This is a genomic window from Clostridium sp. AF22-10 (assembly GCF_003478725.1).
GTDB lineage: Bacteria > Bacillota > Clostridia > Lachnospirales > Lachnospiraceae > Otoolea > Otoolea fessa.
Genome location: NZ_QUFZ01000003.1, coordinates 141,777 through 155,102 on the forward strand (window position 1 = coordinate 141,777; position 13,326 = coordinate 155,102).

Genomic DNA, 13,326 nt, shown 5'->3' on the forward strand with positions numbered 1-13,326 from the left:
GCTTATACCAGCTTCGCTAAAATGCCGTTGATAAATGCCGGTGAATCATCGCCGCCGAACTTCTTCGCCAGCTCGACCGCCTCATTGATCGCTACCTTCTCCGGTACATCGTCATCGTGCTTGATCTCGTATAATGCCAGACGCAGGATCGTCAGTTCCACCTTGCCCATACGGCGGGTAGTCCATCCCTGTGCAACCCCATCGATTGCCTTGTCAAGCTCCGGAAGCACATCCAGAATCTTCTCAACCTTGCTCTTTACGTATCCGCCGTCAAAGGTGTCTAACATCGGATTATGGATGATATCGCCGATTCCGCTCGGAACATCGTCCTCCTCTTTCGGCTCTGTAAAATATACATCCACCTGCTCCTTCATCTCATCCGTCGGGTAAAAATCCGCACAGAAAAGCAGCTTAAAGCAATGTTCTCTCAGTTCTCTTCTGGTCATACTAATCCTCCTGTTACCTGTTTCTATCCGTCTGATACGCCCGATTTGCTGCCTCGGTATCGCAAATATCCCTTTCGTAATCCGCTGCAATCGTTTTCTGAATATCCACAGTCTTTCCTGCATAATTGTTATATTTCTACTATTCTAATGTATCATTATACCGTATCCCCGGTTTTTTCACAAGAGTTTGAGAAAAAGAATCCGCCAAAGTTACTGTTCACGGGTAGGCACTTTTGGAACCGAAAGTGCCGTAAGAAAACGTGGTGGCAACAGGAATTTGCCGTATTTAAATGCGAAGCCACGGCAAATTCCGTTACTGGGCACGTATGCGTGAACAGTAACCCGCCAAAAAAGCGGCATCCCTGCTGAAGCAGAAACGCCGCTTTTATATCGTTTACAATCTTATCGATTGCTTATGCTATCCAATTTTTATTCATCCACGCTGTAGTTCGGAGCCTCTTTTGTGATGTGGATATCATGCGGATGGCTCTCTTTTAAGGATGCTGCGGAAATCTTGATGAAACGTCCGGTCTCCTGAAGAGTCGGAATATCCGATGCGCCGCAGTAACCCATACCAGCACGCAGACCGCCGAGCATCTGGAATACGGTATCTTCTACCATTCCCTTGTATGCAACACGTCCTTCTACACCCTCCGGAACGAGTTTCTTCGCATCGCTCTGGAAGTAACGATCCTTGCTGCCGTTCTCCATCGCTGCGATGAACCCATGCCGCGGTATACTTTGTATTTTCTTCCCTGGTACAGCTCAAAAGTTCCCGGGCTCTCATCGCATCCTGCAAACATGGAACCCATCATGCAGACGCTGCCGCCTGCTGCGATCGCCTTCGTCAGATCGCCAGAATACTTGATACCGCCGTCTGCGATGATCGGAATGCCGTACTCTTTGGCAACTGCGTAGCAGTCCATAACAGCGGTGATCTGCGGAACGCCGATACCTGCTACGACACGGGTCGTACAGATGGAACCCGGTCCGATACCAACCTTGACCGCGTCAACGCCTGCCTCGATGAGAGCTTTTGTCGCCTCTCCGGTCGCTACGTTACCTGCTATTACCTGCAGATCCGGATATGCTTCCTTGATCATTCTGACACAGTGAAGAACATTCTCAGAATGTCCATGTGCAGAGTCGAGAACAACTACGTCTACTTTTGCTTTCACCAGGGCTTCCACACGATCCAGCACGTTTGCAGTGATACCTACTGCCGCACCGCAGAGCAGACGTCCCTGTGCATCCTTTGCAGAGAACGGATACTTGATCTGTTTCTCAATATCCTTGATAGTAATAAGACCCTTGAGGTTAAAATCCTTGTCCACGATCGGAAGCTTCTCGACACGTGCCTTGGCAAGAATCTTCTTTGCCTCCGTCAGGGTGATGCCCTCCGGAGCGGTAACCAGATGCTCAGAAGTCATGCACTCTTTAATCTTCTTGGAGAAATCTTCCTCGAACTTGAGGTCACGGTTTGTGATAATACCAACCAGTTTTCTTCCCTCTGTGATCGGAACACCGGAAATCCGGAACTTGCCCATCAGCTCATCCGCATCCTTTAATGTATGCTCTGGGGATAAATAAAACGGGTCAGTGATTACACCATTCTCAGAACGTTTTACTTTATCGACCTCCTCAGCCTGCGCCTCGATCGACATGTTCTTGTGAATAATACCAATTCCACCCTGTCTTGCCATTGCAATCGCCATGCGGTGCTCTGTAACCGTATCCATGCCGGCACTCATCAGGGGGATGTTCAGCTGAATCTTCTTGGTCAGATGTGTCGTCAGGTTTACCTGATTCGGAATAACCTCAGAATAGGACGGCACAAGCAGGACATCATCAAATGTAATGCCATCGCCAATAATCTTACCCATTATATTACCCTCACTTTCGTAAATTTTAAACACCGGACATTGAAAACTGTCTGATGTTAATAATTGATTTTAGCAAGTTTTTTGAAATATGTCAACCGGAGAATAAAGGGGTTGACGATAGAATTTACTTACGCTATTTAATTAGTGTGTCTTATAAATAATGTCAATCAGATAAGTATTAATAATGCAGTCATCCTTAGCCTCATTTCCCTGCCAATTTTTTCACCCAAAAAGAAGGACTGCCACACCTTCGCATAGCAGTCCTTCTCTCCCCTGGCAGCTGCCTGTCAGAGATTCTTTCTATAAATTACCATTTTTATTTTCTACATTCGATACTGCATCTCTGATGTAACATCTTCCGTCATTTTCCGGCTCTCTTACTTACATCATGCCGCCCATGCCAGCGCCTGCTGCCGGACCTGCCGGTGCATCTTCTTTGATGTTGGCAACTGCGGACTCGGTTGTAAGCAGGGTAGATGCAACGCTGGTTGCGTTCTGCAGGGCACTTCTGGTTACCTTTGCCGGATCCAGGATGCCTGCTTCTACCATATCTACGTATTCCTCATTGTAAGCATCGTAACCTACGCCTACCGGGGACTCTTTTACCTTGTTGATGATAACAGAGCCTTCCAGACCTGCGTTTGCTGCGATGTGGAACAGAGGAGCTTCCAGAGCTTTCAGGACGATACGGCCGCCGGTCTTCTCGTCGCCTTCCAGTCCGTCTACTACCTTCTGAACTTCTGCTGCTGCGTGAACATATGCAGATCCGCCGCCTGCGATGATGCCTTCCTCAACAGCTGCCTTTGCTGCGGACAGGGCATCTTCCATACGCATCTTAGCTTCCTTCATCTCAGCCTCGGTCGCTGCACCAACACGGATAACAGCTACGCCGCCAGCCATCTTAGCCAGTCTCTCCTGCAGTTTCTCACGATCAAAATCAGAAGTGGTTTCCTCAATCTGAGCCTTAATCTGAGCCACACGGTCTGCGATGGCTTTCTTATCGCCGCAGCCATCTACGATGATGGTGTTCTCTTTCTGAACCTTAACGGATTTCGCACGACCAAGCTGATCCATGGTGGTATCCTTTAATTCAAGTCCCAGTTCCTCGGAAATAACAGTACCGCCGGTCAGGATTGCGATATCCTTTAACATTTCTTTTCTTCTATCGCCGTAACCCGGAGCCTTCACACCAACAACGGTGAAAGTACCTCTCAGCTTATTGACAATCAGGGTGGTCAGCGCCTCGCCCTCAATGTCCTCAGCGATGATGAGCAGCTTGGAACCAGACTGTACCAGCTGTTCCAGCAGCGGCAGAATCTCCTGAATGTTGGAGATCTTCTTATCGGTAATTAAGATGTACGGATCGTCCAGAACGGCTTCCATCTTCTCCATATCAGTTGCCATGTATGCAGATACATAGCCACGGTCAAACTGCATGCCTTCTACCAGATCAAGCTCAGTCTTCATAGTCTTGGACTCTTCAATGGTAATAACGCCGTCTTTGGAAACCTTCTCCATCGCGTCTGCTACCATCTGGCCTACTTCCTCATCAGCGGAAGAGATAGCAGCGACTCTTGCGATATCTGCCTGGCTCTTAACGTCCTTCTTCATGCCTTTGATTGCCTCTACGGCTGCATCTGTGGCTTTCTTCATACCCTTTCTCATAATGATCGGGTTAGCACCTGCTGCCAGGTTCTTCATACCTTCGTTGATCATCGCCTGGGCCAGAACGGTTGCGGTTGTAGTACCATCACCAGCTGCATCGTTGGTCTTGGTTGCTACTTCCTTCACCAGCTGTGCGCCCATGTTCTCAAACGGGTCTGCCAGCTCGATCTCCTTCGCAATGGTCACACCATCGTTGGTAATGAGCGGAGCGCCGAAGGATTTATCCAGAACTACGTTTCTGCCTTTCGGTCCTAATGTAACTCTTACGGTATCTGCTAACTGATTTACGCCCGCTTCCAGGGCTTTTCTGGCTTCTACGCCATATTTAATTTCCTTTGCCATGGTTATCAACCTCCATAATTTTCTTGAATAAACGTTTCGATCAGCATCTGTCTTCCAGACATCCTGCCCATCGATTAACCGATAACAGCCAGAATATCATTCTGTTTTACAATGACATATTTCTCATTGTCCAGCTCAACTTCTGTGCCTGAGTATTTCGAATAGATAACTTTATCGCCAACCTTTACCTGCATCGTGATTTCTTTTCCATCTACCACTCCGCCAGGACCAACCGCGATTACCTCTGCCTGCTGCGGTTTCTCTTTTGCCTGACCCGGAAGAACGATACCTGATTTGGTCGTCTCCTCTGCAACTAACTGCTTTAATACAACTCTGTCAAATAATGGTGTTAACTTCATTATTGGCTCCTCCTTATCCATCCAAATTTATTCCATCTGATTGCTTTTCTTTCGTAATCAGATATGTATCTTCTTCTTACGAAGTATGTTATAACACGTTCTGTTAGCACCGTCAAGTGTTGAGTGCTAAAATTTTAGTAAATTTTACGGGGAGAACTGAAATATTCCATTTCTCCCCGTTCTATTAATTGCTCTCCTCAAATGCCTTAATCGCCGCAACCGTTTTCTCATAACACTCTTTTACCGCTGCAAAATCTGCCTCGTATCCGGTCAGTTCTCTGCCTCTCAGTTTTTCGGTCAGCGCTGCGCTTACCTCATAGAAGGCATCAAAGCCCAGGTTCAGACAGATTCCTTTCAGGGTATGTGCCGCGCGGAATGCTTTCTCCGCATCCTTTTCTTTTAATCCATCCTCCAGATCCTGAAAGCTAGAATCGCTCAGAAACTTGATGGCAAATTTTTCCACCAGCGCCACACCTCCAAAGCGTTTCTGAACTCCTTCAAAATCCCCGCCCATTTCTTTGTAGCATTCCTGAATTGTCATGACAGCCTCCTGTTATTTCTCTTCCTCAGTTTTCATACGGCTCAGCTCCTCGCCCGCAGTTCCATACTCTTTTTCAATCGCCTGCGTCACCGCGCCGAAAAACTTCTTCTGTGAATTGTCATAATGTTCAAATTTCTTATTTTTTCGCTCCGGATCACTCATCTCACTCCGGTATGCTGCCTCCTGCAGCTCCTTTTTAATAGGATCCTGAATCTCACACAGGCACTCAAGCAGGAGCGGGTTAAATGTACCACACTCTCCGTTGCAGATCATCTGCACCGCCTCCTCATGAGAATAAGCCTTTTTATAGACGCGCTCACTTGTCAGCGCATCATACACATCCGCCAGCGCCACCACCTGCGCTGAGATCGGGATCTCCTCCCCTTTTAGACCATCTGGATATCCTTTTCCATCATAGCGCTCATGGTGCCAACGGCAGATCTGGTACGCCACTTTCATCAGCGGCTCATCCTCATACATCTGAAGATTCGCAAGCATGTCCGCACCGATCACTGTATGTTTTTCCATGATCTTACGCTCCTCCGGCGTCAGACGACCCGGTTTATTCAAAATCTTCTCGTCAATTCCGATCTTTCCGATGTCATGCAGAGATGATGCCGTGCTGATCAGCATCCGGTTCGACCAGGACAAGGGATATTTGTCCGTCTTCTTGACGAGCTGTTCCAGAATCATCGTCGTCAATATATTAATATTGAGTACGTGCATACCGCTCTCGCCATTTCGAAATTCCACGATCTCGCTCAGAACACTGATCAGCATCCGGCTATTCTTCTCTTTCTCAAAAACCTGGTTCGTCACCATTGCCACCAGGCGGCGCTGTTTCGCATACAATTTGATCGTATTTAAGACACGCCGGTGTACAACCTCCATATCGAACGGGCGCTTGATATAATCAGAAACTCCCCACTCATACGCCTGCTTGATGACCTCGCCCGAATCTTCGCCCGAAATCATGATAACCGGGATATCCCCGATCAGGTTGTTGCGGTTCATGTATTCCAGAACCCCGAAGCCGTTCATCCCCGGCATGACGATATCGAGAAGAATCAGGGAAATCTTCGTCTCATAACGGTTCAGCATGTCGAGACATGCTGAACCATTTTCTGCCTCCAGAATCTCGAATTCGCCTTTCAGCATTTCTGAGAGAATCATACGGTTCATCTCCGAATCGTCCACGATCAAAATGCGGTAACGACTCGCATTGCGCCGCCCGGCTACCACGATCTCCTCCGGTGTCCACTGTCCATCTTTCTCAGTCACAATCATGTTCTTGGAGGCCTTCGCCTGATACATAAATTCGTCCGCCCGGCACATCGCCTTCCCGACTGTCTCCCCGTTCGTCAGCGTACCGCCGATGCTGACTGACAATTTCAGTTGCGGATATCCTTCAACACTCATGTTGCAGATCAGATCCTGTATCCGATGCAGCTTCTCAACAAATGCCTCCAGACTGATGCCCGGCATCACAAGCAGGAATTCATCCCCGCCATAACGCACCAAGCGGTCCGTCTTACGGATACAGCTTATAATCGCCGCCGACACCGTCACCAGCACTTTATCGCCCGCCACATGCCCATATATATCATTGTAGGTCTTAAAATCATCCAGATCGAGCATCGCGATACCGGCATCCATCCGCTGCTCTTTTAACTGATCTTCAAAATATCTCCGGCTGTAGCTCCTCGTCAGTGCATCCGCATACAGCTCGCGCCTGTAGTGTGCAAATTTCTTAACGAGTGCTTCTCTTCCCTCTGCGTCAAGAAGTGTCTCATCATCCAGACAGGAAATCATCTCCACCACACAGGGAACTCCATCCACCTCCAGATACTTCGCGATGACCTGATACATCTTCAGACCGATAAATTCAAGCTTCATGCACTGTCCCTTCATCGCAAGCGCGCGCTGTGCCGCACAATTCTCACAATTCTTTCCTTTTTCCCAGAACGAATAGCATTTGCAGTCCTCGGATCGGAGTTCCCCGTTCCTCACGTCCATCTTATGGAGTAGATCTTTATCTAAAATACGTACAACCGTAAATATCCTTTCCATCTGTGCAATCATTTGTTCCAATTCCTGCGCCGTCATCTTTGTATTCAAATTCATCATTTTATTTTTATCACCACCTAGCAAATATATAATTTTATTCTACATGATTTCCGGTATGACAACAAGCATTTTTCTCATGCTTCCTGTACATAATTACCGCCCCTGTGTTACTGTTCACGCATACGTACCCCGTAACACGTGATTCACACACTTCCCGTTGTTCACAAAAGATTCCCTTTATTTTTTAGGCGTTTCGTATTACAATAAGGATATCGAATCGTATAGAGAGGAGTATCAACATGGCAAAAAAACATTTTGGTAAATTACTGACACTGGCAGCTATCGTCGGCGCTGCAGCAGCTGGTGTTTCTTACGTCTTACAGTATAAATCATTCCACAAGGAACTGGATGAGGATTTCCACGACTTTGAAGATGATTTCGATGATTTTGACGATGCCGGCGATAAAGAAGCTTCCAAGGCTTCTGATACAGCTGCCTCCGAACGCAGCTATGTTTCCTTAAATCCGGAGAAAAAGGAAGCTCCGGCTGAGACTCCAGAGGAAACTTCTGAACATTCTGAGGAAAGCGAAAAAGCTCCGGCTGATGCAGATGTCTCTTCCGAAGAACCAGTCAAAACAGAAACCGTCCGCGCAGATGCTCCGGTTTCCGAGGACGGCGAATCTTCTTCCGAGAAAGAAGATTCCGACGCAGCCCCGGATGACAGCACAACCGTGACGGTTGAGGAAATCACAGAATAACACAGGAGGATTCTTTGCATGATACAAAGTCTTCTCCGCGCGATGGAACTTCTGGAACTTTTAAAAGAAGCCAACCACAAATATTCCATCGCAGAACTTTCCGAATCAACCGGGCTTCCGCCCAGCACAATCCACCGGATTTTGCAGACATTTTGTGAAAAAAAATACGTGATCCGCGATGAACACGCGCACACCTACCAGCTTGGTCCCGCCCTCATCTCTCTCGGTCGGGCGGCGGCTGACAATGTGCGGATTCAGGATGCGGCGCTTCCGATTCTCAAGAACCTCTCCTACTGTACCCGTGAGGATTCCTATCTGATCATCCAGGTTGGCGACAAGGGACTGGTACTTGACAAAACGGACGGTCCGAACCACCTCAAGGTCGTCGAAGAATTTGGCTATGAGATGGATCTGCACTGCGGTGCGATCCGCAAAGCGCTTCTGGCTTTCCAGAGCGACGAATACATCCGCCGCTATCTGGACACACGCTTAACCCGTCCTGAGGCATTTCCAAAGGCGGATCCCGCAGAATTGGCAGAAGAACTCCGCACCATCCGTGAGAAGGGCATTGCCGTTTCCCACGGCGAATACGTCCCGGATGCAGTCGGGATCGGTGCTCCCATTTACGGTATTGACGGACGCATTTCCGCTTCGGTCGGAATCATCGCACCGTATTCCCGTATTGAAGATGACACACATCTTCTGCACCTGCAGGATCAGGTCCGCCACAGTGCGGCAGAATTATCCTATTATATGGGACATACATTTAAGCAGGAGAAATAAAGGAGATTTCACTTTATGATTAATAAACGCTTATTTTTAGCAGGCTTAACAACCGGTCTTCTCTCCCTCTCCGTCGCTTTCCCGGCGATGGCAGGAAGCTGGAAAAATGGAGCTGGTGACAATGCTGCCCGCTGGTGGTACGACAACGGTGACAACACCTGGGCGGCAAATGGCTGGCGCTGGATCGACGGCAACCAGGACGGCGTCAGCGAATGCTACTATTTCGACGCCGAAGGCTGGCTTCTAACCTCCACCACGACACCGGACGGCTACACTGTAAACGCAGACGGCGCCTGGACGGTAAACGGCATCGCTCAGAGCCGCCAGACCGCGGCTTCCAATGAATTCGATAACGAAAGCTGGGACGATTTCCAGAACAGCTCCTCCAAAAAGACGAAAAAAACAGCCACCAGCTCCAGCAGGACGCCAGATTCCGGAAGCTCTGACTCCAGCACCGGCTCATCCGAAGATTCTTCCAGCGATGATAGCAGCAATTCCAACGGAAGCTCCGGCAGCCACAGCAATTCCGGAAGCTCCGGTCCGTCCAAAGAAACCTCTTCTACTTCCGGAGACAAAAAGCCGGATGCTCCAAAGAAGAACTCCAAACAGGAACCAGGCAGCGGCTACCGCCAAGGGTCTGTGACGGATGAGCAAATTGCAAATAATAGTTCTTCTGACTCCACTAAGGAATAAATAAATGTATGCCGCAAGGCGCACCAAACAAACGCCCCCGCAAGAAAATCTCCTGCGGGGGCGTTTCTATCTCATCATTCAGTTTCCCAAACGAATCTTCTATTATTTCTGAAGTGCAAGAACGTCAGCGAATGCCTGAATAGCAGTGCTTGCCTGACCGAAGTCTCTCATCTGCTGGTCGATACCCAGTTTGATGTGCGGAACGCCTGCATCGTTCAGAGCTTTCTTCAGGTATGGATACTCCATCTCCTCCGGATCACAGAACTGCTGCATAAACAGTACCAGACCCTGAGCGCCGCTCTCTTTAACCATGTTAGCTACGAACTCACCACGACGGTTCTTGTCAGATTCCGGATCGTACAGAAGTACTTCGTAATCGATGTTAGCGAACTGTTTAGCCAGTGCTCTAACCGGATCCAGCTCGTCTTCCGGAGCGTCTACACGGAAGGAACGTGTCTCATGTGCTACATCATCTGCAGCGATAGCGATGTTGTTCTCTTCGAAGATAGAAAGCAGCTTCGGATTATCACAGATAATACCGGAGGTAACAACCTTGGTTCCCTTCCAGTCACAGACAGGAAGTTTAGCCAGCTCTGCGTTCAGCTCGTTCAGCTTTGCAGTGTATTCCGGCTTCTCCATGAAGTAGAATGCCTTCAGAACTGCGGAACGTTTGGTTGGTGTGATAACATCACAGTGCTCGTTAGCCAGTTTTACGAACTCACGGCGAGCTGCACGGCTCTTGTTGTATACAACGATAGCATCCTGGATGTCAGAATCAGTAATCTTTCTTCCAGCGATTTCTTCCAGATCAGCTTTTACATGGTTGTACTGATCGATACAGAACTGAAGACCAAACTCTTCGAAACGGTTCTGCGGATGAGCTAAGAAGATAACTTTCATCTTGTCGCCCATAGCTACACGGAAGTTCTGGCTCATCGGACGAAGAGTATCACAGATAGTAGGTGTGATAATACCGTCTAACTGATCCATAGTTCCATCCAGCAGCATCTCCAGAGCTAACTGAGCGATGGTGCAGTAGAAAGTAGCGCAGTACTCTTTTGCACGGCTGATGGTCTTAGTGTTGGAACCCCACATACCCATCGGAACGATACCAGCGGCATATACAAGCTCTTCCGGAGCGTAGTAAGGAAGAACACCAACTACTTTTTTGCCCTGAGCTTTATATTCAGCAAGCTGCTGCTTCGGAGTTGCAGCTTTTACCTTAAATTCTTCTAATAATGCGTTAACACTCATGGTTATTTAGCCTCCTTTGCCTGCTTATTTGCTTCCATTGCCTCAACCAGACCCTCTACACGAGTCTCGTACTGAGCAGCATTGAAGTTACGCGGGTCAGCCTGATCGCCGTCGAAACCAGCACACGGGATACCCAGGTCAGCAGTAAAGCGACGCTGCATCTCAGCCATGTAACCACTCCACGGTTTACAGCTTCTGTTGTAGTGAACCAGAACGCCATCTACCTTGTTATCACGGCAGATGCCTTCACGCCAGTCAACACCCTGCTCGATGCAGACAGAGTTCGGAGCTTTGTAGTAAGCACGAGCCATCTCATCGATGTTGTTGTAAACGAAACCAAATGCCGGAGCATATACAACGGCAGTAACGTTTACACCGTGGGTCTTCAGCGGTTTGAACAGAGCCGGCAGTTTCGGCCAGCACGGAATACCCTCGAACATAACACGGTATTTCTCCGGGAACGGAGTTGTGGTCTCACCCTTCTTAACTGTCTCTTCCAGGTCTTTTGCAAGTAATTCAAAAGCATCACCAGCAGCTACAGTAGCACGTGCAGTTACAACGTCTGCCATGTGGTTGAACAGGTCAAATCCACTGTATGGAGCCGGTTTGTACTGCAGGAAATCACAGACTTTCAGCCAAGCCTTAGCGGTACGGTTAGCGTTTGCACAAGCCTGCTCGAACTTCTTCTCGTCGAACTTCTTGCCTGTCAGCTCTTCCAGCTGTTTGATCGCTTTGTCGAACTGAGCGCGAACGTATTTAACATTCTCATCATGAACTTCTACTGTATTGTTGTACGGGATATCGATCATGATCAGCGGAATGTTACACATACGAGCGATGTTCTCATACCATTTTGTCATACAGTTACAGATGTTGTTGCAGCAAAGAACGAAATCCGGCTGCGGAATACGCATCTGACGAATCGGAGAAATAGCCTCAAGACGTTTCTCTTTTTCCGGACCATCCGGGAGTTTTTCAATCTCAAGCAGGTTGTCCAGCTGCAGATACGGAGTCTGAGTCTTCGGATCCTTCTTCGGTTTTCCGTCTTCACCCATCACTACGTTGCCGTCAGCATCTTTTAATGGTTTACCTGTGCTCGGATCGATGATGTATTCACCAGTCTCCGGATCATACTTACGGGATACACGTACACCAGCTGCATATGCAAGGCTGATACGAGCGTAACCGCAGATATCGTTGTCATATCCAAGATCCTCAGCTGCCTGGCACATCAGCTCACCGTAACGGTTAGCTGCGATACCAGCTGCCTGGTTCTCCGGATACATAACGTGTAAATCAAATGCTGCTGCAAGCTCACACGGGAATTTGGAAGAAGACCATCCAACTAACTCGCCTCTTGCTTTGGCCTCACGCGCCTCTTTGTGTACGTCATCTACGACTTTACGAAGCGCAAGAACACCAGGACTAACTTGTTTTGCCATAATAATTATCCTCCATTCTTAAAAATTAACTTAGTTACTTCTGACGGCTGGCTACCTGATATGCCATCAGGGCTGCGCCAAGCGCGCCGTTATACTGTGTCAGCGGGGATGTACAAATCTTTACGCCAAGCTCAGCCTCAAGCGCATCTACTACGCCCTGGTTCTGAGCCACACCGCCTGTCATAACGACATCCGGCACTACACCGATTCGGTGGGCAAGACCCGTGACACGATGAGCCACTGAACGATGAATACCGGCAATGATATCACATTTATCCGTTCCCATCGACAACTGGCTTATAACCTCACTCTCTGCAAAAACCGTACAGGTGGAACTGATTCCTACCTGCTTCTTGGACATAGCGCCAAGACGGCCTAGATCACTTACCTCAACTTCGAGAACGCGAGCCATAACATCCAGGAATCTTCCGGTTCCGGCTGCACACTTATCGTTCATCTGGAAGTTTGTCATGACACCGTCCTCAACGCGAAGAACCTTCACGTCCTGACCGCCGATGTCAATTACGGTATGAACCTTCGGGAAAAGGAAATAAGCGCCCTTTGCATGACATGACAGCTCACTCATCTGCTTATCGGCAATTCCGTCCATCAGAGATGTACGTCCATAACCGGTAGCCAGTGTGAATGCCATATCTTCTTTCTTGAGGCCTGCATCTTCCAGAACTGCCTCGATGGCACGGCTTGGACCGCTGGTACCTGCTCCAACGTCAATCAGAGACTTACCTACGATCTCCTTGCCATCCTTCAGGATGATACATTTGGAAGCTGTAGAGCCTACGTCGATACCTAAAGTGAAAATTTCGCTCATGATGTATCTTTTTCCTTTCAATACTGACTTTCTATGCCTGATTTTTGTTTCAACGATGTTTTGGCAGATCCGTGCTATCACATCGTCTCCACCCATCATAATACCACAAAATCAACTAAAAGTCGCTGTAAAATCTTGAAAATGTTATAAAATAATTCTTAACAAAACTATTACTTATTACTTATCTGCCTGAGTATACCAATAAATCGAGCAAAGGTTCCAGTTCCTTTGCCCGATTTATCTGCAAGCATCCGGCAAAACGGT

The 13,326-nt window shown here is 48.3% G+C and carries 11 protein-coding genes and 1 pseudogene; 3 read left to right on the plus strand and 9 right to left on the minus strand.

Features of this window, described 5'->3' with window-relative positions; genetic code table 11:
• Nucleotides 1-2: 2 nt before the first annotated feature.
• The 6 genes and pseudogenes from nusB to DWX91_RS03315 all read right to left on the minus strand — a co-directional run bounded on the left by nusB (nt 3) and on the right by DWX91_RS03315 (nt 7,363).
• A complete protein-coding gene (gene nusB, locus DWX91_RS03290; RefSeq protein WP_118472079.1) occupies nt 3-446 on the minus strand; it encodes a transcription antitermination factor NusB in 444 nt (147 codons plus the stop codon).
• A 429-nt stretch (nt 447-875) separates the two neighbouring features.
• Nucleotides 876-2,329: pseudogene (gene guaB, locus DWX91_RS03295) on the minus strand (IMP dehydrogenase).
• 381 nt (nt 2,330-2,710) lie between these two features.
• A complete protein-coding gene (gene groL, locus DWX91_RS03300) occupies nt 2,711-4,336 on the minus strand; it encodes a chaperonin GroEL (RefSeq protein WP_022359939.1) in 1,626 nt (541 codons plus the stop codon).
• 74 nt (nt 4,337-4,410) lie between these two features.
• The gene (locus tag DWX91_RS03305) at nt 4,411-4,695 is read right to left on the minus strand and encodes a co-chaperone GroES (RefSeq protein WP_022359940.1); all 285 of its coding nucleotides are present in this window, start codon (nt 4,693-4,695) and stop codon (nt 4,411-4,413) included.
• 184 nt (nt 4,696-4,879) lie between these two features.
• Nucleotides 4,880-5,236: an Hpt domain-containing protein gene (locus DWX91_RS03310; RefSeq protein WP_118472080.1), complete on the minus strand. Its 357-nt coding sequence runs from the start codon at nt 5,234-5,236 to the stop codon at nt 4,880-4,882.
• A 12-nt stretch (nt 5,237-5,248) separates the two neighbouring features.
• A complete protein-coding gene (locus DWX91_RS03315; protein WP_333549084.1) occupies nt 5,249-7,363 on the minus strand; it encodes a diguanylate cyclase in 2,115 nt (704 codons plus the stop codon).
• A gap of 239 nt (nt 7,364-7,602) precedes the next feature.
• On the opposite strand from DWX91_RS03315, the gene DWX91_RS03320 reads away from it, so the two are divergent.
• From DWX91_RS03320 to DWX91_RS03330, 3 genes are read left to right on the plus strand one after another with little or no spacing between them, the layout of a single operon-like run.
• Complete coding sequence (locus DWX91_RS03320) at nt 7,603-8,061, plus strand: hypothetical protein (protein ID WP_107000298.1); 459 nt, start codon at nt 7,603-7,605, stop codon at nt 8,059-8,061.
• A gap of 18 nt (nt 8,062-8,079) precedes the next feature.
• Nucleotides 8,080-8,844 (plus strand): IclR family transcriptional regulator, encoded by a 765-nt coding sequence (locus tag DWX91_RS03325; RefSeq protein WP_107000299.1) that lies wholly within the window; start codon nt 8,080-8,082, stop codon nt 8,842-8,844.
• 15 nt (nt 8,845-8,859) lie between these two features.
• The gene (locus DWX91_RS03330; RefSeq protein ID WP_118467961.1) at nt 8,860-9,537 is read left to right on the plus strand and encodes a choline-binding protein; all 678 of its coding nucleotides are present in this window, start codon (nt 8,860-8,862) and stop codon (nt 9,535-9,537) included.
• Nucleotides 9,538-9,639: 102 nt separating this feature from the next.
• Here DWX91_RS03330 and hgdB read toward each other — a convergent pair whose 3' ends face one another.
• The 3 genes from hgdB to hgdC are packed head-to-tail and all read right to left on the minus strand — an operon-like array spanning nt 9,640 to nt 13,062.
• Nucleotides 9,640-10,791, minus strand: coding sequence for a (R)-2-hydroxyglutaryl-CoA dehydratase subunit beta (gene hgdB / locus DWX91_RS03335; RefSeq protein ID WP_107000301.1), 1,152 nt, complete (start codon nt 10,789-10,791; stop codon nt 9,640-9,642).
• Nucleotides 10,792-10,793: 2 nt separating this feature from the next.
• Nucleotides 10,794-12,233: a (R)-2-hydroxyglutaryl-CoA dehydratase subunit alpha gene (hgdA, locus tag DWX91_RS03340; protein WP_107000302.1), complete on the minus strand. Its 1,440-nt coding sequence runs from the start codon at nt 12,231-12,233 to the stop codon at nt 10,794-10,796.
• A gap of 34 nt (nt 12,234-12,267) precedes the next feature.
• The gene (gene hgdC, locus DWX91_RS03345; RefSeq protein WP_107000303.1) at nt 12,268-13,062 is read right to left on the minus strand and encodes a (R)-2-hydroxyglutaryl-CoA dehydratase activase HgdC; all 795 of its coding nucleotides are present in this window, start codon (nt 13,060-13,062) and stop codon (nt 12,268-12,270) included.
• Nucleotides 13,063-13,326 lie beyond the last annotated feature (264 nt).